Annotated in this window: 21 protein-coding genes, 2 tRNA genes and 2 pseudogenes; 6 read left to right on the plus strand and 19 right to left on the minus strand. The window is 73.6% G+C overall.

The annotated features are described in order from the left end of the window. Nucleotides 1-12: 12 nt before the first annotated feature. Together AC1DQC_RS15290 and AC1DQC_RS15295 are read right to left on the minus strand one after the other, a co-directional pair. Nucleotides 13-276: a hypothetical protein gene (locus tag AC1DQC_RS15290; RefSeq protein WP_477052101.1), complete on the minus strand. Its 264-nt coding sequence runs from the start codon at nucleotides 274-276 to the stop codon at nucleotides 13-15. Nucleotides 277-301: 25 nt separating this feature from the next. Beyond that, a tRNA-Gln gene (locus AC1DQC_RS15295) sits at nucleotides 302-373 on the minus strand. A gap of 105 nt (nucleotides 374-478) precedes the next feature. On the opposite strand from AC1DQC_RS15295, the gene AC1DQC_RS15300 reads away from it, so the two are divergent. Genes AC1DQC_RS15300 through AC1DQC_RS15310 form a run of 3 tightly spaced genes read left to right on the plus strand, consistent with a single transcriptional unit; the run spans nucleotide 479 to nucleotide 2,818 of the window. Then, a complete protein-coding gene (locus AC1DQC_RS15300; RefSeq protein ID WP_477052121.1) occupies nucleotides 479-1,078 on the plus strand; it encodes a TetR/AcrR family transcriptional regulator in 600 nt (199 codons plus the stop codon). 35 nt (nucleotides 1,079-1,113) lie between these two features. After that, a complete protein-coding gene (locus AC1DQC_RS15305) occupies nucleotides 1,114-1,638 on the plus strand; it encodes a MarR family winged helix-turn-helix transcriptional regulator (protein WP_456823127.1) in 525 nt (174 codons plus the stop codon). A 4-nt stretch (nucleotides 1,639-1,642) separates the two neighbouring features. Beyond that, complete coding sequence (locus tag AC1DQC_RS15310) at nucleotides 1,643-2,818, plus strand: MFS transporter (RefSeq protein WP_477052102.1); 1,176 nt, start codon at nucleotides 1,643-1,645, stop codon at nucleotides 2,816-2,818. On the opposite strand, the gene AC1DQC_RS15315 is transcribed toward AC1DQC_RS15310, so the two are convergent. Together AC1DQC_RS15315 and AC1DQC_RS15320 are read right to left on the minus strand one after the other, a co-directional pair. Continuing rightward, entirely contained in the window at nucleotides 2,815-4,017 is a 1,203-nt protein-coding gene (locus AC1DQC_RS15315) for an ABC-F family ATP-binding cassette domain-containing protein (protein WP_477052122.1), read from the minus strand. The genes AC1DQC_RS15310 and AC1DQC_RS15315 overlap by 4 nt on opposite strands. 116 nt (nucleotides 4,018-4,133) lie before the next feature. Next, nucleotides 4,134-4,602, minus strand: a pseudogene (locus tag AC1DQC_RS15320) (ATP-binding cassette domain-containing protein); the annotation flags it as partial. Between the two features lie 86 nt (nucleotides 4,603-4,688). Between AC1DQC_RS15320 and AC1DQC_RS15325 the strand changes: the two are divergent. Continuing rightward, a complete protein-coding gene (locus tag AC1DQC_RS15325) occupies nucleotides 4,689-5,861 on the plus strand; it encodes an LCP family protein (protein WP_477052103.1) in 1,173 nt (390 codons plus the stop codon). A 68-nt stretch (nucleotides 5,862-5,929) separates the two neighbouring features. On the opposite strand, the gene AC1DQC_RS15330 is transcribed toward AC1DQC_RS15325, so the two are convergent. The 11 genes from AC1DQC_RS15330 to rsmI all read right to left on the minus strand — a co-directional run bounded on the left by AC1DQC_RS15330 (nucleotide 5,930) and on the right by rsmI (nucleotide 17,856). After that, nucleotides 5,930-6,397: an SRPBCC family protein gene (locus tag AC1DQC_RS15330; RefSeq protein WP_477052104.1), complete on the minus strand. Its 468-nt coding sequence runs from the start codon at nucleotides 6,395-6,397 to the stop codon at nucleotides 5,930-5,932. 1 nt (nucleotide 6,398) lies between these two features. Next, complete coding sequence (locus AC1DQC_RS15335; RefSeq protein ID WP_477052105.1) at nucleotides 6,399-6,740, minus strand: ArsR/SmtB family transcription factor; 342 nt, start codon at nucleotides 6,738-6,740, stop codon at nucleotides 6,399-6,401. Between the two features lie 112 nt (nucleotides 6,741-6,852). Next, the gene (locus AC1DQC_RS15340; RefSeq protein WP_477052106.1) at nucleotides 6,853-7,791 is read right to left on the minus strand and encodes a 4-(cytidine 5'-diphospho)-2-C-methyl-D-erythritol kinase; all 939 of its coding nucleotides are present in this window, start codon (nucleotides 7,789-7,791) and stop codon (nucleotides 6,853-6,855) included. After that, the gene (gene rsmA, locus AC1DQC_RS15345; protein ID WP_477052107.1) at nucleotides 7,788-8,726 is read right to left on the minus strand and encodes a 16S rRNA (adenine(1518)-N(6)/adenine(1519)-N(6))-dimethyltransferase RsmA; all 939 of its coding nucleotides are present in this window, start codon (nucleotides 8,724-8,726) and stop codon (nucleotides 7,788-7,790) included. Before rsmA ends, AC1DQC_RS15340 begins: the two co-directional genes overlap by 4 nt. Before the next feature lie 69 nt (nucleotides 8,727-8,795). After that, nucleotides 8,796-9,905, minus strand: a complete 1,110-nt coding sequence (locus AC1DQC_RS15350) for a ubiquitin-like domain-containing protein (protein WP_477052108.1) — start codon at nucleotides 9,903-9,905, stop codon at nucleotides 8,796-8,798. Between the two features lie 525 nt (nucleotides 9,906-10,430). Next, nucleotides 10,431-11,630, minus strand: coding sequence for an aggregation-promoting factor C-terminal-like domain-containing protein (locus tag AC1DQC_RS15355; RefSeq protein WP_477052109.1), 1,200 nt, complete (start codon nucleotides 11,628-11,630; stop codon nucleotides 10,431-10,433). A gap of 166 nt (nucleotides 11,631-11,796) precedes the next feature. After that, nucleotides 11,797-12,702, minus strand: coding sequence for a TatD family hydrolase (locus tag AC1DQC_RS15360; protein WP_477052110.1), 906 nt, complete (start codon nucleotides 12,700-12,702; stop codon nucleotides 11,797-11,799). Beyond that, on the minus strand, nucleotides 12,703-14,496 hold the full coding sequence (gene metG / locus AC1DQC_RS15365) for a methionine--tRNA ligase (RefSeq protein WP_477052111.1): 1,794 nt from the start codon (nucleotides 14,494-14,496) through the stop codon (nucleotides 12,703-12,705). A 149-nt stretch (nucleotides 14,497-14,645) separates the two neighbouring features. Then, the gene (locus tag AC1DQC_RS15370; RefSeq protein WP_477052112.1) at nucleotides 14,646-15,506 is read right to left on the minus strand and encodes a DUF559 domain-containing protein; all 861 of its coding nucleotides are present in this window, start codon (nucleotides 15,504-15,506) and stop codon (nucleotides 14,646-14,648) included. A gap of 270 nt (nucleotides 15,507-15,776) precedes the next feature. Then, entirely contained in the window at nucleotides 15,777-16,787 is a 1,011-nt protein-coding gene (locus AC1DQC_RS15375; protein ID WP_477052113.1) for a PQQ-dependent sugar dehydrogenase, read from the minus strand. 211 nt (nucleotides 16,788-16,998) lie between these two features. Beyond that, nucleotides 16,999-17,856 carry a 16S rRNA (cytidine(1402)-2'-O)-methyltransferase gene (gene rsmI, locus AC1DQC_RS15380; RefSeq protein WP_477052114.1) on the minus strand — a complete coding sequence of 286 codons (858 nt, stop codon included), beginning with the start codon at nucleotides 17,854-17,856 and terminating at the stop codon, nucleotides 16,999-17,001. A 65-nt stretch (nucleotides 17,857-17,921) separates the two neighbouring features. Between rsmI and AC1DQC_RS15385 the strand changes: the two genes are divergently transcribed. Next, nucleotides 17,922-19,670, plus strand: a complete 1,749-nt coding sequence (locus AC1DQC_RS15385; protein ID WP_477052115.1) for a dolichyl-phosphate-mannose--protein mannosyltransferase — start codon at nucleotides 17,922-17,924, stop codon at nucleotides 19,668-19,670. Here the strand turns inward: AC1DQC_RS15385 and AC1DQC_RS15390 are convergent. After that, complete coding sequence (locus tag AC1DQC_RS15390) at nucleotides 19,667-21,139, minus strand: family 20 glycosylhydrolase (protein ID WP_477052116.1); 1,473 nt, start codon at nucleotides 21,137-21,139, stop codon at nucleotides 19,667-19,669. The genes AC1DQC_RS15385 and AC1DQC_RS15390 overlap by 4 nt on opposite strands. Nucleotides 21,140-21,190: 51 nt before the next feature. Next, a complete protein-coding gene (locus AC1DQC_RS15395) occupies nucleotides 21,191-22,165 on the minus strand; it encodes a bile acid:sodium symporter family protein (protein ID WP_477052117.1) in 975 nt (324 codons plus the stop codon). A 99-nt stretch (nucleotides 22,166-22,264) separates the two neighbouring features. Between AC1DQC_RS15395 and AC1DQC_RS15400 the strand changes: the two genes are divergently transcribed. Further along, nucleotides 22,265-22,540: a GlsB/YeaQ/YmgE family stress response membrane protein gene (locus AC1DQC_RS15400; protein WP_477052118.1), complete on the plus strand. Its 276-nt coding sequence runs from the start codon at nucleotides 22,265-22,267 to the stop codon at nucleotides 22,538-22,540. Nucleotides 22,541-22,684: 144 nt separating this feature from the next. Here AC1DQC_RS15400 and AC1DQC_RS15405 read toward each other — a convergent pair. Both AC1DQC_RS15405 and AC1DQC_RS15410 read right to left on the minus strand, forming a co-directional pair. Beyond that, nucleotides 22,685-22,757: transfer RNA gene (locus AC1DQC_RS15405), tRNA-Ala, on the minus strand. A gap of 54 nt (nucleotides 22,758-22,811) precedes the next feature. Next, nucleotides 22,812-23,251 (minus strand): annotated as a pseudogene (locus AC1DQC_RS15410) (hypothetical protein); the annotation flags it as partial.

A 23,251-nucleotide genomic window follows, 5' to 3' on the forward strand; every position in this document is an offset into this window, starting at 1 on the left:
GCACCGTGAACTCTACCCGGGCGCGGAGGTCGCTCCCGCCGCGTCCGGATCCTCCGGTGCGGGCGTGAGCGGTCGTGGCGGCTCCGGCACCACGCGCTTGCGGCGGGCGATCCAGACGCCGGTCAGCACGGCACCGACCGCGGCGGCGATCAGCACGCCAACCCGTACACCCACCTCGGGCGCACCGACGGCGAGGTCCACCACCTGCGAGATCGCGACGAACACGAGGATGCCCAGCAGGAGGAACGGAGCACGCCTGCCGCGCGTCGTCGCCATGATTCGCACCGTACCGCCTCGACGGCTCCGCCCCCAGGATTCGAACCTGGACTGCACGGCTCCAAAGGCCGGCGTGCTGCCGTTACACCAGGGCGGACCGGCGCGCGGGGCGCCGTGGCCGCCAAGTCTGCCAGGGGCGGAGCCCCCCGAGCGGCATGATGGCCCCGTGGCCACCGACAGCAAGCGTGCACCCCGCTCCCGGATGACGGGGACGCAGCGGCGCGCCCAGCTGCTCGACGTGTCGCGCCGCCTGTTCGCCGAGAAGGGCTTCGACGGCACGAGCGTGGAGGAGATCGCCGCCCGCGCCGAGGTGTCCAAGCCGGTGGTGTACGAGCACTTCGGCGGCAAGGAGGGCATCTACGCGGTCGTCGTCGACCGCGAGATCCAGGCCCTGACGACCGCCCTCACGGGTGCGCTCGAGGTGGGCGGCCACCCCAAGGAGGTGGTCGAGAGGGCGACACTGGCCCTGCTCGGGTACATCGAGGCCTCCGAGGACGGGTTCCGCATCCTCGTGCGGGACTCGCCCGTCGCGCAGGCGACCGGCACCTTCTCGAGCCTGATCGGTGACGTGGCCACCCAGGTCGAGCACCTGCTGGCCGACCAGTTCAAGAACCAGGGCCAGGACCCCAAGACGGCGCCGATCTACGCGCAGATGCTGGTMGGCATGGTCGCGCTCACCGGGCAGTGGTGGCTCGACGCCCGCAGCCCGAGCAAGAACGTGGTCGCCGCCCACCTGGTGAACCTGGCCTGGAACGGGCTGTCGGGACTGGAGCGGCGGCCCACCCTGACCGGCAGCGTGTGACCGGGATCTCTGTCGACGTCGAGTAATCTCGCGTCATGGTGGCACGCACGTCCCCGGACGCCCCGGGGTCCCGCGACGAGGTCGATCGGATCGTCCTCGCCTGGGAGCGCGAGCGCCCGGACCTCGACGTCCGCCCGCTGACGGTCCTCTCGCGGGTCAGCCGCCTCGCGCGGCACCTGGACCTCGCCCGGCGCTCCGCGTTCGCGCGGCACGACCTGGAGACGTGGGAGTTCGACGTCCTGTCCGCGCTGCGGCGGGCCGGCGCCCCGTACCGCCTCTCCCCCGGCGCGCTGCTCACCCAGACGCTGGTCACCAGCGGCACCATGACCAACCGCATCGACCGCCTGGCGGAGCACGGCCTGGTGGAGCGGCAGCCGGCTCCCGACGACCGCCGCGGCGTGCTCGTGCAGCTCACCCCGGTCGGGCTGGCCCGGGTCGACGCGGCGTTCGCCGACCTGCTCGACGTCGAGCGCGGCCTGCTGGGCGACCTGGACGAGGCGGACCGCGACCGGCTCGCCGATCTGCTGCGCGAGGTGACCGCGCCGTTCGACGCGTCGTGAGGGCATGACGGCGGCCCGGTCCGCCGCCCGGGGACTCCTGCTCGCCGCTGTCCTGCTCTACGCGCTCAATCTGCGCGCGCCGATCACCGCTCTGGCGCCGGTGGTCGACGACGTCCGCGCCGACCTCGGCCTGAGCGCCGCGAGCGTCGGGCTGCTCACCGGCATCCCCGTGCTGTGCTTCGCGCTCGCGACGCCGCTCATGGCCGTGCTGCTCGGGCGGCTGGGCACCGGCCGGGTAGTGGCGGCGTCGCTGGTCACCGTGCTGGCCGGCACGCTGCTGCGCTCCTCCGACGGGTTCGCCACCGCCCTCGTCGGCACCGTGCTCATCGGCGTCGCCATCACCGCCGGCAACGTGGCCGTGCCCGTGGTCATCGGCCGCGACTTCCCCGGCCACGTCCCCCGCGTCACCGGCCTCTACACCGCGGCGCTCAATGGCGGCAGCGTGCTCACCACCACCCTCACCGCGCCGCTGGCCGCCCTGGTCGGCTGGCGCTGGGCGCTCGCGTCCTGGGGGCTGCTGGCCGTCGTCGCGCTGGTGGTGTGGCAGAAGGCGTACCCGATCGGCAAGGCCGAGCCCGTCGTGCTCGTCGCCTCCGCGGGGGCCCCGAACGTGTGGCGGCGGCCGGTCACCTGGCTCCTGGCGGTGGCGTTCGCCGGGCAGGCGTTCGGCTACTACGCGGTGAGCGCGTGGCTGCCGTCGGTGCTGCACGACACCCTCGGGCTGGAGCGCGCCGCGTCGGGCGGTGCCGCGGCGCTCTTCCAGCTGTTCGGCATGGTCGGCGGCATCGCCGTGCCGATCGCCCTGGGTCGGCGCGCGCCGGTCGCTGCCGTGTCCGCGGCGATCGCCGTCGGCTGGGTCGCGCTGCCGCTGGGCCTGCTGCTCGCGCCGTCCGGGTGGGCGCTGTGGTGCACGTTCGCCGGCGTGGCGCAGGGCGGGAACTTCGCCGTCATCTTCACCGTGATCGCCTCGACCGCGGGGTCGCAGGCCGCGGCGCGCCGCATGTCCGCGACCGTGCAGAGCATCGGCTACGGCTGCGCGGCCCTCGGGCCGTCCGTGCTCGGCGCGGTGCACGCGTCGAGCGGCGGCTGGACGGCGCCCCTGCTGGTCGTGCTCGGGGCGGTGCTCACCATGGGTACCGCGTCGGCCCTGGCTCTGCGCAGCATGCGCCGCGAGGCTTAGCCGACGATCTCCGCGGCCTCCATCCAGGCCGTCTCCAGCTCGTCCTTCTCTGCGGCCAGCGCGCGCAGCTCCGCATCGAGCGCGATCACCGCCTGGTGGTCCGTCGCCTGGTCCGACATGCGCTGGTGCAGGACCGCCTCCTGATCGGCGATGCGCGAGAGGCGCCGCTCGATCCGGGCGATCTCCTTGCGGGCCGTGCGCAGGTCCGCGGGTGACACTTCCGCCGGCGCCGCCGTGCTCGCGGGCCGGGCGTCCAGCGGGGAGGACGCCGTCGCCGTCGCGGTGCGCCGCAGGTCCAGGTACTGCTCGACGCCGCCGGGCAGCTGGCGCAGCAGGCCGTCGCCGAGCAGCGCCATCTGCGTGTCGCAGACCCGCTCGAGCAGGTACCGGTCGTGCGAGACGACGATCAGGGTGCCCGGCCAGCCGTCGAGGAGGTCCTCGAGCGCGGCGAGCGTGTCGGTGTCGAGGTCGTTGGTCGGCTCGTCGAGCAGCAGCACGTTGGGCTCGCCGACGAGCAGCCGCAGCAGCTGCAGCCGCCGACGTTCCCCGCCGGACAGGTCGCGCACGGGGGTCCGGGACCGCTCGCGGTCGAAGCCGAGCCGCTCGACCAGCTGCGCGGCCGTCAGTTCCTTGCCGCCGACGACGACCGAGCGCTTCTCGCTCTCGATCACCTCGATGACCCGCAGACCGGCCAGCTCGTCGAGGTCCTCGACGTCCTGGGTGAGCTCAGCCACCTGCACGGTCTTGCCGCGCTTCACCCGGCCGGTGCTCGGCTGCTGGCGCCCGGACAGGAGCCGCAGCAGGGAGGTCTTGCCGGCACCGTTGACGCCGACGAGGCCCACCCGGTCGCCCGGGCCGAGCCGCCACGTGATGTCGTGCAGCAGCACCCGGTCGCCGTAGACCACCGACGCGTCCTCGATGTCGAGGACGTCCTTGCCCAGCCGCGCGGTCGCCATGCGGGTCAGGCTCAGCTGGTCGCGCGGCGGCGGCTCGTTCTCGATGAGCGCGTTCGCCGCGTCGATCCGGAACTTCGGCTTGGAGGTCCGCGCCGGAGCACCGCGGCGCAGCCAGGCGAGCTCCTTGCGCAGCAGGTTCTGGCGCTTCTCCTCGGCGGTCGACGCGGTCCGGGCCCGCTCGGCGCGCGCGAGCACGTAGGCCGCGTACCCGCCCTCGTACTGGTCGACGGTCCCGTCGTGCACCTCCCACGTCCGGGTGCAGACGGCGTCGAGGAACCAGCGGTCGTGCGTGACGACGACGAGCGCGCCGTTCGAGCGCTGGTAGCGCTCGACCAGGTGGGCGGCCAGCCACGCGACGCCCTCGACGTCGAGGTGGTTGGTGGGCTCGTCGAGCACCAGCACCTCGTCGTCGCGCACCAGCAGGGCCGCGAGCGCGACGCGTCGCCGCTGCCCGCCCGAGAGCGTCGCGACGTCGGCGTCGAGCGCGACGTCGGCCAGCAGGCCGGTGTGGACCGCGCGGATGCGGGAGTCGGTCGCCCACTCGTGCTCGTCGGCGGACCCGTGCACGACGTCGAGGACGGTGCTGCCGGCCAGGAGGTCGTCGCGCTGCTCGAGGACGGCCACACGCACGCCGCCGGCCCGGGTCACGCGGCCGTCGTCGGGACCCTGCATGCCGGACAGCACACGCAGGAGTGTCGACTTGCCGGCGCCGTTGGGGCCCACGACGCCGATGCGCTGGCCGTCGTCGAGCCCAAGCGAGACCTCGTCGAGAAGGGTGCGGGTGCCGAGCGTGAGCGTGACGCGGTCCGCGCCGAGAAGGTGAGCCATTTCCGTGAAGGCTACCCGCAGACCCGCACAGAGCCTCCACCCGGACCGCCGATAGCCGCCCTGACCTGCGGGCTAGCGTCCGAGGCATGACGCAGCACGCGCGCGAGCACCGCCGGACGTGGCCCCGGGCGGTCGGCCTCGGAGTGGTCGGCGTCCTCGCCTTCGGCGCCGGGGGTGCGGCGGCGGTCTACCTGAGCCTGCAGTCCAACATCGACGCGGTCGACCTCACGGGCCTGGTCGGCGACGAGCGGTCGCGCCCCTCCCCCACGGCGTCGGCGCCCGGCGACTCGCGCGCCGGCTCACCGGTGAACCTGCTGATCGTCGGGTCCGACGACCGCAGCGGCGGGAACGCGGCGATCGGCGGCGAGAACGACGGGATGAGCTCGGACACCACGATCGTCGCCCACGTGGCCGCCGACCGGTCGCGGGTCGAGCTGGTCTCCATCCCGCGCGACCTGCTCGCCGACCGCCCCTCCTGCACCATGACGGACGGCTCCACGACGCCGGCCCGGTCGAACCGACAGTTCAACGAGGCGTTCGCCGTCGGCTGGAACCACGGCCACGACGTCCGATCCGCGTCCGCGTGCACGTGGAAGACCGTCGAGAGCCTCACCGGCGTCCGGCTGGACGGCCTGGTCCTGGTCGACTTCGTGGGGCTGCGGGACATGGTCGACGCCATCGGCGGGGTGCCCATGTGCCTGCCCACCGACCTCGATGACGACGTCACCGGCCTGCACGTGAAGGCGGGACCGCAGGTGTTCGACGGCCTCACGGCGACGCAGTTCGCCCGCGCGCGGCACAACATCGGCGATGGCTCGGACACCGGGCGGATCACCCGTCAGCACGACCTCATGGCCGCGATGTCGCGCTCGGTGCTCAGCCGCGACGTGCTCACCGACCCCGGCGCGATGCTCCGGTTCGCCCAGGCCGCCACCAGCTCGCTGGCGGCGAGCAGCGGCTTCCAGTCGCTCACCGACCTGGCCGGGTTCGGGCTCTCGCTGCACCACCTGCAGGCGGACCGGATCGTGTTCGTCTCGATGCCGACGGCGCAGGCGAGTGCGGACAAGGACCGCGTGGAGGCGACGCCCGCCGCCGCGGAGCTGTGGGCGCGGATCGCCGCCGACCAACCCGTGGGCGAGGCGCCGCCCGCGCCGGTCGCCACGGTCGACCCGGCGAGCCCGTCCCCGCCCGTCGAGACCCCGTGGTCCCCGCCGGGCGGCGTCGTCACGTCGGCGGACGGCGCGGCCGCGTGCGCCTGAGCCGTCGAACCCGACATGGGTGCCGTCACCGACACCCGGGGCGGCACCCATGTCGGGTTCGGCGGGCGTCAGCGCGCGAGGTAGGCCGCGAGCGTCTCGAGGATGCCGCGGAAGCCCTCCTCGCGCCCGCTGCCGTCCTCCTTGCCGTCCAGGTAGACGCCCTGCTCGGTGAACGTGACTCGGGTGCCGCCGTCGACCGCCTCGAGCTCCGTGGTGGTCAGCGACGTCGACAGGTGCTCGCCGTCGACCCACATGTCGTACGTCGACACGATGCGCTCGCGCTCGACGATGTCCGTGTACGTGGCGACGTACCGGCTGGTGGGGCCGCCGTGCCACTGGCCGTCCTGGACCGCCTGCCCGCCGACGCGGAAGTCGTCGGAGGCCTCGGTCTCGGCGAAGCCCGGGTCGCTGCCGAACCACTGGGCGTGCTGCTCCGGGACCGCGAACGCGTCCCAGACGCGGTCCAGCGGGGCGTCGAACGTGCGCTCGATGACGAAGGTCGCGTGCGCGGTGCTGCGGGTGGTCTGCGTGGTCATGTCAGTGGTCCTCTCGAGGGGGTGTCGGTGCTGCGAGGAAGTCGCCGAGGCGGTCGAGCCGACGCTCGGCGGGCAGCCGCTGCCGGCCCATCCACTCCCCGGCGCCGGTGAGGGCGTCGGCGGCGAGCTGGACCGTCCGGACGCGGCCGATCTTGTGGGAGGTGACGATGCCCGCGTCCTCCAGCACGGCGAGGTGCTGGTGGACGGCCGGCAGCGACATCGCGAACGGCTCGGCGAGCTGGCTGACGGAGACCGGGCCGCGCGCCAGCCGTTCGACCATCGCGCGCCGGCTCGCGTCGGACAGGGCCTTGAAGACCTTGTCCAGCTCGCCATTGTTAAGCATGCGCTTAAGTATTGCACCGCGCGGACGCCTGTCAAGATCGAGGAATCTGCACCGAGAGGTCTGGACGAGCCCCGATCCGCAGATTCCTGCGGCTCGGGGCGCGTGGGCGGACTCAGTCGGTCRTGCTGACCACGCGCGCGCCCGCCACGGGGCCGGCGCCGGTGAGCACACGGTCCGCGACGCCGGAGGCCGTGAACGCCGCGGCGAGCACCAGCGCGTGCTGCCGGCTGCGGCCGAGCGCGGCGACCGTGGGGCCCGAGCCGGACACGACCACGCCGAGGGCCCCCGCGTCCTGCGCGACGGCGAGCGGCTCGGCCAGGCCCGGGTCGAGCTCGAGGGCGGCCATCTGCAGGTCGTTGTGCAGGGCGGCGCCGAGCGCCCGCGGGTCGCCCGCGCGCAGCGCCTGCATGAGCGGGACGTCGTCCTCCTGGTCCGGCACGACCGCCGAGCCGTGCAGCTGGTCGAACGCGGCGTACACCGCGGCGGTCGACAGCCCGCGGTCCTGCACGGCGAACGCCCAGTGGAACTCGCCCCGGCACAGCGCGGGCGTGAGCAGATGACCGCGTCCCGACCCGACCGCGGTGTGCCCCGCCAGCGCGAACGGCACGTCGGAGCCCAGCTCGGCGGCCAGGTCCAGCAGGTCGTCGCGGCTCAGGCCGGTGCGCCAGAGCGCGTCGCACGCCACCAGCGCGGCCGCGGCGTCGGCGGAGCCGCCCGCCATGCCGCCGGCCACCGGCACGCCCTTGTTGAGGTGCAGGTGCACGCCGTCATCGACGCCCGCGCGCTCGGCGAGCAGGGTCGCCGCCCGCAGCGCCAGGTTCGTGCCGTCGGTCGGCACCAGCTCGGACTGCGGGCCGCTCACGGTGAGCTGGCGGCGGTCGGAGGGCGTCGCGACGACCTCCTCGAACACCGAGACCGCCTGGAACACCGTCGACAGGGCGTGGTACCCGTCGTCCTGGCGCGGACCCACCCGCAGCGAGAGGTTGACCTTGCCGGGCGCGCGGACCTTGACCTCGTGCTCGGGCAGCGGGGCCACGGGGGTCAGCGTCACGGCTCCACTGTGCCAGGTCGCCCCGCGACCGGCCCGAGGTGTTCCGCGATGCGCGCGAAGCCGCCGATGTCCACCCGTTCGCCGCGCGCCTGCGGGTCGACGCCGGCCGCTTCGAGCGCGGCGACCGCCGCGTCCGCCGAGCCGGCGAGGGCCGCGAGCGCCGACCGGAGCATCTTGCGGCGCTGTGCGAACGCCGCGTCGACGACCGCGAACACGGCCTCCCGGGGGGCGTCCGTCACCGGCGGCTCGCGGCGGTCGAACCGCACGAGCGCCGAGTCGACGTTGGGCGCCGGCCAGAACACCGTGCGCCCGACGGTGGCCGTCCGGCGGGCCGACGCGTACCAGGCCGCCTTCGCGGACGGCACGCCGTAGGTGCGGCTGCCCGGGGGCGCCGCGAGCCGGTCGGCCACCTCGGCCTGGACCATGACGAGCACCCGCTCGAGCGAGTCGAACCGCTCGAGGAACGTGAGCAGCACCGGCACGGAGACGTTGTAGGGCAGGTTCGCGACGAGCGCGACCGGCGGGGGTCCCGGCAGCTCGTGCACGTCGAGGGCGTCCGACAGCACGATCGTCAGGCGGTCGCGTCCCGCCTCGTCGCGGAGCACCACGGGCTCGTCGTCGGCACCCGCGACCACCGTCAGCCCGGCCACGTGCCGCGCGACCGTGCTCGGCAGCAGCCGCGCCAGGGTGGGGTCGATCTCGACGGCGACCACGTCGGCCCCGGCCTCCAGGAGGCCCAGCGTCAACGACCCGAGGCCCGGGCCGATCTCGACCACCCGGTCGCCGTCGGCGACGTCCGCCTGGCGAACGATCTTGCGCACCGTGCCGCCGTCGAGCACGAAGTTCTGGCCGAGCTGCTTGGTCGGGCGCACGCCCGCGCGCTCCGCCAGCTCGCGGATCTCCGCAGGCCCGAGCAGCGTGGTGGTGGTCGACATGCGCACGAGCCTAGGCGAGCGCGACAGAAGCCCCCGCCCGGCGATCCGGACGGGGGCTCCTGCAGGCGATCAGCTGAAGAGGTTCTTCCCGCAGACGGGCCACTGGCCGGCACCCGAGCGGTTGTAGAGCATCTTCGCGCGGGCGGTCTGCTCGTCGGGCGAGGCCTGCGACGGGAGACCGGAACCGCCGACGGCGGCCCACGTGCTCAGCGAGAACTGGTACAGCCCGTAGTACTTGCCGCTGCCGGAGACCGACGCGGGGTTGCCGCCCGACTCGCAGCGGGCCAGGGCGGCCCAGTTGAGCGAGTCGGCGTCGCCGCCGGCGGTGACCGGCGTACCGGACGACGCCGGGGCAGCCGCGCTGGCGGCCGGCTTCTTGGGCACGACGACGACCGGGCGCGCCTTGGTCCCGACGCTGAGCACCTCGTCGACGGGAGCCTGCGTGACCGCGTCGGACAGCGTGACGCGGCCCGACTCGACGCCGTCGATCGTGGTGACGCGCTCGACGATCGTGCGGACGCCGGGGACGCCCGCCGTGAGGGTGCGCTTCTGGTCGGTGTACCGCGAGGCGTCCTGCTGCGTGGTGGACGCGAAGGCGACCTCCTGCGTGGTGGTGACGTCCTGCGTCGCGATGCGGTTGACGACGACCTGGACGCGGCCCGTGTCGTTGCGCACGACCGAGACGCGGTCGAGCGGGTTCAGCGTGACGCCGAGCTCGCCGAGCACCTGGGCGACGCGCGCGTCGGCATCGACCACGGGGAGCGTCTGGCCGTCGACGAGGACGTCGGCGGGGCCGTGCACCGCGAGGTCGAGGGCCATCTCCGGACGGCCGCCGGCGGCGGACCGCGACGCGACGAGCGCGACCGACTGACCGCGCGCGGCCAGGGAGTCGAGCGCCTCGTCGGCGGACAGCGCGGTGGTCCACACGGACTGCTCCTGGCCGTCGACGGACACGGCGACCTGGTGCGCGTGGCGGACGACGATCTCGGCGCCCTCGCTCAGGGAGCCGTCCTGGCTCACGACGTCGCGGGAGCCGACGACGACGCCCTGCTTCTCCAGCAGGCCGTCGACCGAGCCGGCGAACGTGCTCAGCTGGGTGACGTCGCCGTCCACGTCGAGCGTGACGGACTTCTGCGCGTGCGCGAACGCCGCGGAGCCGCCCGCGAGGACGAGTGCCACGGCGGCGGCGGTGATGGGGAGGATGCGTGCCCGACCGGACCGACGGTCCTTCGTGACGGGCTGGTCCGGGCTGTCGGGCTCGGACGTGGCGCGGGATCGCGCGGAAGGACCAGGGGTGAGGTTCGGGAACTGCACGGGGCTCCAGCCGTCGAGGTGCCCGGGCACGGGGGGCGGAGCGCGCCGCGTGCGCGGCGCCCGGCGGTGGGCCTCTCGTCGGAGGTCCGGCAGACACCCGGAGGGGGGCGTCACCCGTCGGTCCCGGATCCCCGATCCGGCCGTCACGGCGGCCCACTCGGAGCGGGCGCCGATGCCCAGCGGGACCGGTGGTCGGCGGTGATGGGCCGATGTCCAGATCGCGGAGCGCACCGACCGTAACCGGATCGTGACCCGATTGCCAAGCGCGCCTGCGCCGATTTGCGCTATATCCGTGCTGGTTTCACCCCGCCCGAGGGCGTCGTCGCACGTCAGCGGGCGTGAGTGCCGTCACAGCAGCAATCCGCCCTCACCCGGGTGAACCGGACGGGATCAGTACCAGCCCGCGGACTCGTGGTGCGCCCAGGCGCCGCACGGGCTGCCGTAGCGGCCGCCGATGTAGTTGAGGCCCCAGGTGATCTGCGTGGCGGGGTTCGTCTGCCAGTCCGCGCCGACCGTCGCCATCTTCGAGCCCGGCAGCGCCTGCGGGATGCCGTACGCGCCGGAGGACCTGTTGGCCGCGTTGACGCGCCAGCCGCTCTCCTGGTTCCAGAGCGAGAGCAGGCACGCGAACTGGTCGTCGCCCCAGCCCCGGGCGGCCGCCATCTCCTTGCCGAGCGCCTGCGCGGTGCCCGGCTCCACGGCGACGACGGTCGGGTCCGGGAGCTCGCGGGTGCCGACCTTGGTGACCTGCGCGACCGGCGGGACGGTGACCACCGAGGCGATCGGCGTGCGGCCGACGACGACGCCGCCGACGACCTCGAGCTGGTACGTCGTGGTGCGCACGCCGGCCTTGCCCTTGGTCGCGATGACGGTGTTGCCCTTGACCATCCCGGGGTCCTCGACCTCCTGGGACTCGAACGGCATGGCCTCGGTCACCGTCTCGCCGGTGGTGCTCGCCCGGGTCACCAGGACCACCAGGCCGTCCACCGCGGTCGCGTCGAGCGGCACCGAGACCTGGTCGCCGTCCTGCAGGACGAGCCCGATGTCGCGCAGCGAGTCGCGCACGGTGGCCGCGCTGCTCACGCCGTCGATGACCTGGCCGTCGACCACGAGATGGATCGTCTTGAGCGTCGAGACCCGCAGCACATCACGCCCGAGCTCCGCGGACCGGGAGGCGGACAGCCGGACCTCGTCGTCACGCAGCCCCAGGCCGTCCACGGCCTCACCGACGGTGAGCGCGGTGGTCCACACGGCGCGCTCCGTGCCATCGACCTCCACGTCCATCTCTCGCCCGTGCCGCACGACGATCTGGCCCGCGCGGGAGATCGGCTGGTCGATCGCGGGCGCCACCAGGTCACGGTCGCCGACGGTGATGCCGCCGCTCGCGAGCATGTCCCCGACGGTCCGCCCGAACGCCTCGACCTGCACCGAGCTGCCGTCGACGTCCACCGTCACGGTCTTGTGCAGCACCGCGAACGCGCTCGTCGCGCCGGCCACGACAGCGAGCACGGCGGCCTGGGCCACCACCCGCACGGCACGTCGACCACGGAGTCCGCGACGCTGCGTCGCACGCTCCGGGTCGGGGCTCACGCGGTGGTTCCTCTCGGCCGATGCCCGGACCGCCGCCCGGACAGGTGTCCAGGTGCGCGTCGAGCAGCACCGACCGTAACCGATCCGTGACCGAGGCGGGTAGTCGAGATCCGCCCTGCGGGACCACGGTCACCCGTGTGTCCGGCGACAGAACGGGACATACCTCTCACCAGGTCCCGTACACAGCCTCGGACGTCGCCGACAGCGCGCGGCAGACGTCCTCCAGCGGTCGCTCGGTGACCTCCGCGACCGTGCGGACCGTGCCCGGCAGCAGGTACGGGGCGTTGGGCCGGCCGCGGAACGGGTGCACGGTCAGGTACGGCGCGTCGGTCTCGACCAGCAGCAGGCTCGGCGGGACCTCGCGCAGCGCGGCACGCAGCTCGTCGTTGGCCTTGAACGAGATCGGGCCGGCGAAGGAGAGGTACCAGCCGTGCGCGACGGCCAGGCGGGCGAGCTCCGCGTCCCCGGAGAAGCAGTGGAAGACCGTGCGGTCCGGCGCCCCGTCGGCGAGCAGCACCTCGACCACCTCGTCGTGCGCGTCGCGGTCGTGGATCTGCAGCGCGAGGCCGAGCTCCTTGGCCAGCGCAACGTGCGCGCGGAACGCCTCGCGCTGCACCGCGCGGCCGCGCGGACCCGCGCGGAAGTGGTCGAGGCCGGTCTCGCCGATCGCGCGGACGCGGTCGTTGGCCCGCGCCACCCGCGCGACCTCCGCGATCGCGTCGTCCAGCGACACCTCGTGGGGCGGCTCCGGCTCGAGACCGTCGGGCGCCCCCTCCACGATCCCGGCGTGCCGGACCGCCTCGTTCGGGTGGATCGCGACGGCACCGAGCAGCTGCTGGTTCTCGCGCACGGCCGCGTCCGTCCACGCGATCGCGGGCAGGTCGCAGCCCACCTGCACCATGCGGGTCACCCCGACGGATGCGGCGCGCTCGAGGTGGTCGGCGAGCGTCGGGTCCCAGCCGTCGGCCCGCCACGGCAGCACCGTGTCGAAGTGCGTGTGGTTGTCGACGACCGCGACCGGCAGCGGCTCGGGCGCTGCCGGCCAGCTGCGGTCGGTCGGTCGCTTCGCCACTCAGGCCTGCCGGAGCCGCTCGAGCTCCTCCTCGACGATCGAGTCGTCGAGCTTGGTGAACACCGGCACCGGCTTGGCGATGGGCGTCCCGGGCACGATCGGGTTCGACTGCCACGGCGCGACCGTCCGGCCGAGCGCGTAGTCGCCCGTGATGATCGGGTAGTGCCGCGAGTCGTCGTCGAGGTCGGTGACCTCGTCGATCCGGGGCAGCGGCGAGAACGTCCCCGTGCCGCCGAGCGTCTCGTGCACCTTCTGCGCGGAGTGCGGCAGGAACGGCGCGAGCAGCGTGTTCGCGTCGCTGACCGCCTGCGCGGCCGTGTGCAAGACCGTGCCCAGACGGTCGCGGTCGCCCGTGAGCTTCCACGGCTCCGTCTCGGAGATGTACCGGTTGGCCTCCTGGACCACCCGCATCGCCTCGCCGATCGCCGCCTTGTTGCGGTGCCCGCCGAGCAGCTCGCCGACCTTGCCGAACCCCGCCGCGGTCGTCGCGAGCAAGCCCTGGTCCACGGGCAACAGCTCTCCGGGCGTCGGCACCTCGCCGAAGTTCTTGTGGATCAGGCTCGCCGTGCGGTTGACCAGGTTGCCCCACCCCGCGACGAGCTCGGAGTTGGTGCGCGTCTTGAAGTCCGCCCACGTGAAGTCGGAGTCCTGGTTCTCCGGGCCGGCGACCGACAGGAAGTACCGCAGAGCGTCCGGCTGGTAGCGGGACAGTAGGTCACGGACGTAGATGACGACGCCGCGCGACGAGCTGAACTGCTTGCCCTCCATGGTGAGGAACTCGCTGGACACCACTTCGGTGGGCAGGTTGAGCGTGCCGAACTCGCCCGGTGCGCCGCCCTTGGTCCCGCGACCGTCGTAGGCCAGCAGCTCGGCCGGCCAGATCTGCGAGTGGAACGTGATGTTGTCCTTGCCCATGAAGTAGTAGCTCAGGGCCTCGGGGTCGTTCCAGAACGGTCGCCACGCGTCCGGGTCGCCGCTGCGCCGCGCCCACTCGATCGACGCGGACAGGTACCCGATGACGGCGTCGAACCAGACGTAGAGCCGCTTGTTCGGGTTGTCCTCCCAGCCGGGGAGCGGGACCGGGATGCCCCAGTCGATGTCCCGCGTCATGGCCCGCGGGCGCAGGTCGTCGATGAGGTTGAGCGAGAAGTTCAGGACGTTCGGCCGCCAGCCCTCGCGGGTCCGCAGCCACGCCTCGAGCGCGCTGGCGAACGCCGGCAGGTCGAGGAAGAAGTGGTTGGACTCGACGAACTTGGGCGTCTCGCCGTTGATCCGGCTGTGCGGGTTGATCAGGTCGATGGCGTCCAGCTGGTTGCCGCAGTTGTCGCACTGGTCGCCCCGCGCGCCGTCGTACCCGCAGATCGGGCAGGTGCCCTCCACGTACCGGTCGGGCAGCGTGCGCCCGGTGCTCGGCGAGATGGCGCCCATGGTCGACTGCTCGATCATGTAGCCGTTCTTGTGCACCGTCCGGAACATCTCCTGCACGACCGCGTAGTGGTTGCGCGTGGTCGTGCGGGTGAACAGGTCGTACGACAGGCCCAGGTTGGTCAGGTCCTCGACGATCACGCGGTTGTACCGGTCCGCCAGCTCCTGCGGGCTCACGCCCTCCTGCTCGGCCAGCACGAGGATCGGCGTCCCGTGCTCGTCGGTGCCCGACACCATGAGCACCTCGTTGCCCGCCATCCGCATGTAGCGGCTGAAGATGTCCGACGGGACACCGAAGCCGGCGACGTGACCGATGTGGCGGGGGCCGTTCGCGTAGGGCCACGCGACGGCCGAGAGGATGCGAGACATGCCGCCGATCCTAGGTGAGCGCGCCGAGGCGTCGTCGTGGCGTCCGTCGAACCCTGCCGCACTTGTGACGGGTGGGCGAGGTGGTGCGGGCGCGACGCCCCTCCTGCCACAGGCGTCACAAGTGCGGCAGGGTTGACCGGCTCGGACGTTCAGCGCCGAGCAGCGCCGACGGCAGCCGCGACCACCGCCACCAGCCGCGGGATGTCCCGCAGCACGTCCTCGGCGGTGAATCGCAGGACGACGTACCCCTGGAGCGCGAGCTCCCGGTCGCGACGCCGGTCCTCGCGGAACTCACGCCGGCCGGAGTGGAAGGCGTACCCGTCGAGCTCGACGACAACGCGGCCGCCGACGACCAGGTCGACCTCCCCCACCATCGGGATGACGACCCCGACCTCGACCGCCAACCCGGCCGCCCGTAGAGCGAGCCGCGCAACGGACTCGATCGGCGACCTGCTCCGGCCGTCCGCCCTGTCCAGGGCGACGCGTGCCGCGACGGGCGCCGTCAGGCCCAGCGAGCTCTCGATCGCCGCCCTCGTCGTGAGCCGTCGGTTCAGGGCGCTGTCGATGGCGACGACGGCATCCTCCGGGGGGCAGCAGAGCAGCATGCGCGCGAGTGCTGTCGCCACCGGGACGGCGATGCGTCCCGGTGTCCGCCGCACGCCAGCCGCGCCCTCACGATGGATCACGCACGGGGTCGTGTCGCGGACCGCGGACCGCAGCGCCCCGCGGTTCCGAGGCACCGCGACGTGCGGACGGTCCGGCTCACGGAGGAGGGCAACGCCGGCCAGCTCGGCGGGGGAGATGCAGGCCACGAGCGCACCGTGCGTCGCCGCGGCCACGACTGCGCTCGGTGCGCCGGGCAGCCGGTACACGCCCCGCCCGACGCGGAGAACCGACCCGTCGGCGACCGCCCGTCCCAGCGCGTCGTCGTCGGCACGTCGTCGCACGAGGTCGCTGCGCCGCCCGGCACCGCCGAGCGCCGTCAGTTGCTGCGAGATGGGAGACGGCACCTGCGGATCCGACCGCAGCTGCGTGGCGCGCAGATCCGCATGGGTCAGTTCTGTGGATGCGCGGTCGGGTGGCGGTTGCTGTGGGCGGGTGGCCGACGGGCGTGGTCGTCGTCGGAGGCTGCCGCACTTGGTGCGTGTGAGCACGAACGGGCGCCTTCAACCGCCCCACCAGCACCACGGGTCACAAGCGCGGCAGGGTCGAGCGGCCTCCGCGCGGCCGGCGTCGAGCGGCAGCCGATGTCGAGCGGCAGCCCGCGGGTGCGGGTCGAGTCAGCCGACGACCACGCGCAGGATGCGGTCGTCGCCGGGCCGCGGGTCGCCGCGGCCGTCGGTGTTGTTCGTCATGACCCACAGCGCGCCGTCCGGAGCCACCGCGACCGCGCGCAGGCGTCCGTACTGGCCGTCGAGGAGAGCCTGCGGGGTGCCGACGCCGTCCGCCGTCAGCGGGACGCGCCACAGCCGCTCGCCGCGCAGCGCCGCGAGGTAGACGCCCTCGTCGGTGACCGCGAGGCCGCTCGGCGAGGCCTGGTCGGTCGCCCAGGTCGCCACTGGGGCGACGAACGCCGGGTCGTCCGACGAGCCCTCGACCTCCGGCCACCCGTAGTTGCCGCCCGGCTCGATCACGTTGAGCTCGTCCCACGTGTCCTGCCCGAACTCGGAGGCGAACATGCGCCCGTCCGGCGACCAGCCGAGGCCCTGCACGTTGCGGTGGCCCAGGCTCCAGACCGGCGAGCCGTCCACGGGGTTGCCGGGCGCGGGGTCGCCGTCCGACGTCACGCGCAGGATCTTCCCGTTCAGGCTGTCGGGGTCCTGGGCGGAGGGCCGGTCGCCGGCGTCCCCCGTGGTCACGTACAGGTAGCCGTCCGGACCGACCGCGAGCCGCCCGCCGTCGTGGTTGCCGGCCTTGTGGATGCCGGTGACGATCGGCCGCAGCTCCCCCAGCGTCGAGCCGTCGAGCGTGCCGCGCAGGACGCGGTTGTCGTCGGCGGTCGTCGCGTAGAGGGCCAGGTCCACGGAGCTTCCCGACGAGCCGAGCACGGCCACCCCGAGCAGGCCGCCCTCGCCGGCGGGCACGACGAGGTCCGTCAGCTGGTCGGCGCCCGGCCCGGTCACGGTGGTCGCCGCCCCGTCGGCCCCCACGAGGATCAGGCGCGCGGCGTCCCGCAGCGTCACCGCCGCCTCGCCGTCGGGGAGGAACGCGAGCCCCCACGGGACGTCGAGGTCGCCCAGGATCTCGTCGACCGACGTCACCTCGACGGTCGCCGGAGCCGGATCCTGCACGGAGACGGAGGGAGTCGGAGACGAGGTCGGCGAGGAGGCCGCCGCCGACGGGCTGGGCGTGCTCCCGCCGGGCGAACAGGCCGCGAGCGCGACCACGCACGCGGACGCCGCGACCGTCCGACCCAGCCAGCTCATACCCCAGCCCAGCACGGCGCCGCCGCCCCCGCACGCCGGGACGCAGGCCCACGCGGTCGGACGGGGCTCGGGAGGGTCAGCGCGACTTGGCCGCCAGCGCCGCCGCGTACAGGTCGCGCTTCGGCACGCCGGCCGCCGCGGCGACCTCCACGACCGCGTCCTTCAGGCGCTCGCCGCCGTCCGCGCGCGACAGCACCTCGGCCACCAGGTCGGCGGTCGAGAGCGCGACGGCCTTCACGGCCCCGCCGACCACCACGACGATCTCGCCGCGGACCTGGTCGGCCGACGCCCACGCCACCAGCTCGCTCAGCGGTCCCCGGACGATCTCCTCGTACGTCTTGGTCAGCTCGCGGCAGACGGCGGCTGGCCGGTCGGGTCCGAACGCCTCGGCCATCGCGCCCAGGGTGTCGTCCAGCCGGTGCGGCGCCTCGAAGAACACCATGGTGCGGCGCTCGTCGGCCAGCAGCTCGAACGCCCGGGCGCGCTCCCCGGGCTTGCGGGGCGGGAAGCCCTCGAAGCAGAAGCGGTCGGTCGGCAGGCCCGACAGCGCGAGCGCCGTGAGGACCGCGCTCGGACCGGGCGCCGCCGTGACGGGCAGGCCGGCGGCGACGGCGGCACCCACCACGCGGAAGCCGGGATCGGAGACGGCGGGCATCCCGGCATCCGTCACGACGACGACCGTGCCGCCGCCCGCGACGACCGCGAGCACCTCCGCCGAGCGCTCGACCTCGTTGTGCTCGTGGAAGCTGACCACCCGGCCCCCGATCTCGACCCCCAGCCGGGCGGCGAGCGAGCGCAGCCGCCGCGTGTCCTCGGCGGCGACCACGTCGGCCTCGGCGAGCAGCCGCCGCAGGTGCGCCGACGCGTCCTCGGAGTTGCCGATGGGCGTCGCGGCCAGCACCAGGCGGCCGGGGGTCTGCTCGGTGGGGCTCACGGCAGCCAGCCTGCCACCTCCACGAACCCCTCCCGCAGCACAGCCACCGCCCCTACGATGACCCGGTGCCGCCCACCGGAGACGACGACGCCTCGACCCTGACCGAACGTCAGGGACGCGCCGCCCCCTCCCCCGAGGACGTCGAGCTGGCCGTGCTCGCGCCGGCGGACGTCCCGCTGGAGGCCGTGCCCGACGGTGAGCCGCGCGACGTCGAGGGTCCGCAGGAGTCGTACCGCGGCCGGTTCCTGCGCCGGCTGCTCGGCGACGACAGCCTCGCGCTCGACCGCACCCCGCGCGCACGGCTCACCGGCTGGGCGTGGGCGCTCGCCGTGACGCTGCTGGGCGGGCTCCTGCGGTTCTGGGACCTCGGCCGGCCGCACAAGCTGGTGTTCGACGAGACGTACTACGTCAAGGACGCGTACTCGCTGCTGGTCCAGGGCTTCGAGGGCCAGTGGGGCGACAACCCGAACCCCGCCTTCGAGGCCGGCGACACCAGCGGGCTGACGAACGTCGGCGAGTACGTGGTGCACCCGCAGGTGGGCAAGTGGCTGATCGCGCTGGGCATCCACCTCGGGGGCGGGGTCGGCAGCTCGGCGGCGTGGCGGCTGTCGGCGGCGGTCTGCGGCACCCTCGCGGTGCTCATGGTCGCGCGCATCGGCCGGCGGCTGTTCGCGTCGACGGCCCTCGGCACGACCGCCGGACTGCTCATGGCGGTCGACGGCGAGGCGATCGTCATGTCGCGGATCAGCCTGCTCGACCCCTTCCTCATGTTCTTCCTGCTCGCCGCGTTCGGCGCGCTGCTGCTGGACCGCGACCAGGCCCGGCGACGGCTGGCGGACCGGGCCGCGGCGCAGCTCGACGCGGGCGAGGAGCTCCGCGACGGTCCCCGCCTCGGGGTCCGCTGGTGGCGGCTCGCGGCCGCCGTGCTGCTGGGTCTGGCGCTGGGCACCAAGTGGTCGGCCATGTACTTCCTCGCGGTGTTCGGGCTGCTCAGCGTCGGCTGGGACCTCACCGCCCGGCGCTCGATCGGCGTCCGGCACTGGGCGCGGGCCGGCGTCGTCAAGGACGGGATCGTCGCCGGGATCGCGATGGTCGGCATCGCCGTCGCCGTCTACCTCGGCTCGTGGTGGTCGTGGTTCACGCACCGCGAGTCCTACGGGCGCCTGTGGGCCGAGCAGAACCCCGATCAGGGCGTGCAGTGGCTGCCGCCCGCGCTGAGGTCGTTCTGGAAGTACCACCAGGACATGTGGGCGTTCCACAACGGGCTCGAGACGCCACACTCGTACGCGGCGCACCCGATCGGCTGGATCGTGCAGTGGCGGCCGACGTCGTTCTTCTACCCCACCGAGATCTCCGGGCTCACCGGGCAGGCGGCCCAGGACGCGTGCGGCGCTCCCAACTGCTCGCAGGCCATCGTCGCGCTCGGCAACCCGGTGCTCTGGTGGTGCGCGGCGGCGGCGATCATCGTCGCGGTCGTCTGGCTGTTCCGGTACCGGGACTGGCGGGCCGGTGCGGTGCTGTCCGGCATCGTCGCGGGCTGGCTGCCGTGGTTCGCGTACGCCCACCGCACGATCTTCACGTTCTACTCGATCGCGTTCACGCCGTGGGTCGTGCTCACGCTGGTCTACGTCATGGGCCTGGTGGTCGGCCCGAAGGACCTGGACCCCCGCGGCAGGCGATGGGCGATCATCGGCTGCGGCATGCTCGTCGGCCTGATCGTGCTGGTCAGCGCGTTCTTCTACCCGATCTGGTCCGCGTGGGTGGTGCCGTACAACTTCTGGCACTCCCACATGTGGCTGCGCACCTGGATCTAGCGGTTCACCGGCCAGTCCACCTGCGGGCTGGCGTAGTACGGCATGCCGAGGCGGTCCCAGAAGGGTGCCTGCCGAGCCACGCGGGCGCGGAAGTCCTCCCAGTCGCGCCGCTCCGGCGCCGACCACGCCACCTCGGCGACCGCGGCCAGACGCGGCAGCAGCATCTGCAGCAGCGCCGGCAGGTCGCGCAGAGTCTCGGTCCAGACGGCGGCCTCGACGCCGATCACGGCCTCCGCGGGCACGCCCTCGATGAGGGTCGACGGCTCCCAGTCGTACGCGTCCCGCAGCTCGATGTGCCCGGCCCACTCGAGGCCCAGCTCCGTGCTGGCGTCGTACTTCATGTCCAGGTAGGCCTTCGACCCCGGCGACATGAGCAGGAGCGCCCCGGCCTTCGCGGCCTCGACGAACGGCGCGGGATCCACCCGGGTGTCCCAGTACTGCACGACCGTGCCGGGCTCCAGCGGGGTGTGCGCGATCTCCTGCCAACCGACCACCTTCTTGCCGGCCGCCCGGACGGCGTCCGACGCGGCGGCCACCAGGGTCGCGTACTCGTCGGCCTCCATCGTCAGCACCTCGTCGCCGCCGATGTGGACGTACTCGCCGGGCGTCATGGCGGCGACGTCGGCGAACACCTCCTGCAGGAACGGCCGGGTGGCGGGCAGGTCGGCGTGGAGCCGGCTGAAGCCGACCTCGATGCCGGTGTACTCGTCGGTCGGGACGCCGGACGGGGTCAGGTCGCCGTAGGCGTGCGTCGCGGCGTTGACGTGACCGGGGACGTCGATCTCGGGCACCACGCGGACGCCACGCACGGCGCCGTACGCGACGATGTCGGCGAAGTCCTCGGCCGAGTAGAAGCCGCCGGGGTCGCCGTCCACGGCCGTGCTGCTGGACAGCCGCGTGAGCAGCGGCCTCGACCGCACGTGCAGCCGCCAGCCCTGGTCGTCGGTCAGGTGCAGGTGCAGCACGTTGAGCTTGTAGTGCGCCATCAGGCCGATGACCACCTTGAGGTCCGGCACGGTGACGAAGTGCCGGGCGACGTCCACGGACAGGCCGCGCCACGCGTAGCGCGGCCAGTCCTCGATGCGGACCGCGGGGATGCGGACGGTCCCACCGGGAGCGGTCACCACCAGCTGGCGCAGCGTGACGATCGCGCGCACCAGGCCGGCGGGCGTGCGCGCCTCGAGGTCGACCCGGCCGTTGCGCACGACCACCCGGTAGGCCTCGTCCCCGGCGGGCAGGGACTCGACCAGCCGGAGCCGCACGATGTCGGACGCGCCGGCCTCGGCGTAGCGCACCTCGACGGCATGCCCGCTCACGCGTCCCAGCAGGTCCGCGGCCAGCACGGCGATGCCGATGAGGTCGGGGCGTCCGTCGACGACCACCGTCGTCGCCTCGCTGAACACGAACGGTGCGTCGCCCGTCCGGTCGAGCACGGCGGGCTGGGGGACGACGGCGATCACGTCGGGCACGGCGCTCCTCGGCGGGGATGTACAGCTCGGTCGAATCGTTCCGGGGAGACGCTACTCGACCTGCGACGAGAGTCGGCGCGCGAGCACCGCGCATGTCGCCAGCTGCAGCTGGTGGAACACGATCACGGGCAGCGCGACGCTCGCCGCCAGCGCAGGGCTGAACAGCACGGCGGCCATGGGCAGCCCCGTCGCGAGGCTCTTCTTCGACCCGCACATCAGCAGCGCGATGCGGTCCGGGCGGTCGAGCCCGAGCCGACCGCCGCCCGTCCACGTGAGCACGAGCATGCTCGCGAGCATCGCGGCACACACGAGCACGAGGACCACCACGGCGACCCAGGTGACGTGCGCCCACGCGCCGGAGACCGTCGCCGCGCTCACCGAGGCGTAGGCGATCAGCACGATCGAGCCGCGGTCGGCCACGCGGGTCAGCCGCGCGTGCGCCCGGACCCACGGGCCGATCCAGCGGTGCAGCAGCCGGCCGACCGCGAACGGCAGCAGCAGCTGGAGCAGGATGCCCGCGGGGTTCCCGACGCCACCCGTGGTCCGCGCGAGCAGCAGGCCCACGAGCAGGGGCGTGAGCACGATGCCGACGAGGTTGGAGATGGTCGCCCCCGTGATCGCACCCGCGACGTTGCCGCGCGCGACCGACGTGAACACGATCGACGCCTGCACGGTCGACGGCAGCAGCGACAGGTACAGCAGGCCGGTCTTGACCTCCGGCGCGACGAGGGTGTCCGGCAGCAGCTGCACCAGCAGCCCCAGCAGGGGGAACGCAACGTACGTGGCCGCGAGCATCGAGCCCTGCAGCCGCCAGTTCCGCAGCCCGGCCCGGATCTCCCCGGTCGACATGCGGGCGCCGTAGAGGAAGAACAGGAGGACGATCGCCGCCGTCCGCAGCACGTCGAGGACGTCGGCGGCGGTCCCGCGGGCCGGCAGCAGCAGCCCCAGCAGGAGCGCCGAGAGGATGAGCACGACCAGCGGATCGACCCATGCCCGCAGGATCCGGACGGGCGCGACTAAGGGCACGGCGACAGTCTGTCACCGCGCTCAGCGCGCGGATCCGGCGGATCCCCCCTAGATTCACTCGTCGTACCCGATCGAACCCCTCGAAGTCAAGGAGTTCCCATGACCCCCGAAGGCATCATCTCCGCCATCATCATCGGCGCCGTGATCGGCATCCTCGGCCGTCTCCTCGTGCGCGGTCGTCAGCGCATCTCCATCCTGCTGACCATCGTCATCGGCATCGTCGCCGCCCTCATCGGCACGTACCTGGCGAGCCTGGTCGGCGTGCAGGACACCGCCGGCGTCGACTGGATCGAGCTGCTCTTCCAGGTCGTCCTCGCCGCGATCGGCGTCGCCGCGGTCTCGGGCAGCCGCAGCCGCCGCCGCAGCATCCTCTGAGCTCCCCCTCGAAGGCGGTCCCCACGTCGGGGGCCGCCTTCGGCGTTCCCCGGGCCTGTCCCGCGGGCTCCGCGATGTCGTCGTACGACCGCCCCGGACACGACGAAGGCGGCCTCCGGAACGGGGGCCGCCTTCGACTGCGGGTGGAGCTGAGGGGATTCGAACCCCTGACCTTCTCATTGCGAACGAGACGCGCTACCAACTGCGCCACAGCCCCGCGAGCGGGCTAAAGACTAACACCAGCCCCCGGTGGATCGCGAAATCGCGGAGGTCACTCGCCGGCTGCCCGGCGCTTGGCCAGGACGGCGTTCAGGTCGATGCTGCCCGTGGTCTCGACGGGCGCCTCGAGCGGCGCACGCTCGGTGCCGGCAGGCTCCTCGACCTCGGCGGCGCGGGCGGCCGTGGAGCCCTCGAGGTTCTCCAGCGGGGCCGGCTCGCGGCGCGGTGCCGACGCCTTCATCGTGTAGGTCGGGCGCGGGACCGGGACCGGGGACCAGGCCTCGTCCTCGGTCTCGGCGGCGGCGCGGCGGACCACCGGGACCTGCCCCGTCGACGCGTGCCGGACTGGGCCCTCGTTCTCGCCCTTGTCCTCGACGATGCGCTCGAAGATCTCCGTGCTGGCGTCGGACGGGTGCACGGCGCGGCCGGTGACGAACGCCATCGGCGCCGCGGCCTCGGCGGKGGCGGGCTTGGCGGCGGCCGGGGCGGCCG

The organism is Cellulomonas sp. P4_H12 (genome assembly GCF_056400905.1).

Excerpts from the sequence above, each read along its gene's own strand:
- AC1DQC_RS15290 (WP_477052101.1), bottom strand. The coding sequence starts at position 276 with ATGGCGACGACGCGCGGCAGGCGTGCTCCGTTCCTCCTGCTGGGCATC.
- AC1DQC_RS15305 (WP_456823127.1), top strand. The coding sequence starts at position 1,114 with ATGGTGGCACGCACGTCCCCGGACGCCCCGGGGTCCCGCGACGAGGTC.
- AC1DQC_RS15310 (WP_477052102.1), top strand. The coding sequence starts at position 1,643 with ATGACGGCGGCCCGGTCCGCCGCCCGGGGACTCCTGCTCGCCGCTGTC.
- AC1DQC_RS15325 (WP_477052103.1), top strand. The coding sequence starts at position 4,689 with ATGACGCAGCACGCGCGCGAGCACCGCCGGACGTGGCCCCGGGCGGTC.
- AC1DQC_RS15330 (WP_477052104.1), bottom strand. The coding sequence starts at position 6,397 with ATGACCACGCAGACCACCCGCAGCACCGCGCACGCGACCTTCGTCATC.
- AC1DQC_RS15335 (WP_477052105.1), bottom strand. The coding sequence starts at position 6,740 with ATGCTTAACAATGGCGAGCTGGACAAGGTCTTCAAGGCCCTGTCCGAC.
- rsmA (WP_477052107.1), bottom strand. The coding sequence starts at position 8,726 with ATGTCGACCACCACCACGCTGCTCGGGCCTGCGGAGATCCGCGAGCTG.
- metG (WP_477052111.1), bottom strand. The coding sequence starts at position 14,496 with ATGTCTCGCATCCTCTCGGCCGTCGCGTGGCCCTACGCGAACGGCCCC.
- AC1DQC_RS15400 (WP_477052118.1), top strand. The coding sequence starts at position 22,265 with ATGACCCCCGAAGGCATCATCTCCGCCATCATCATCGGCGCCGTGATC.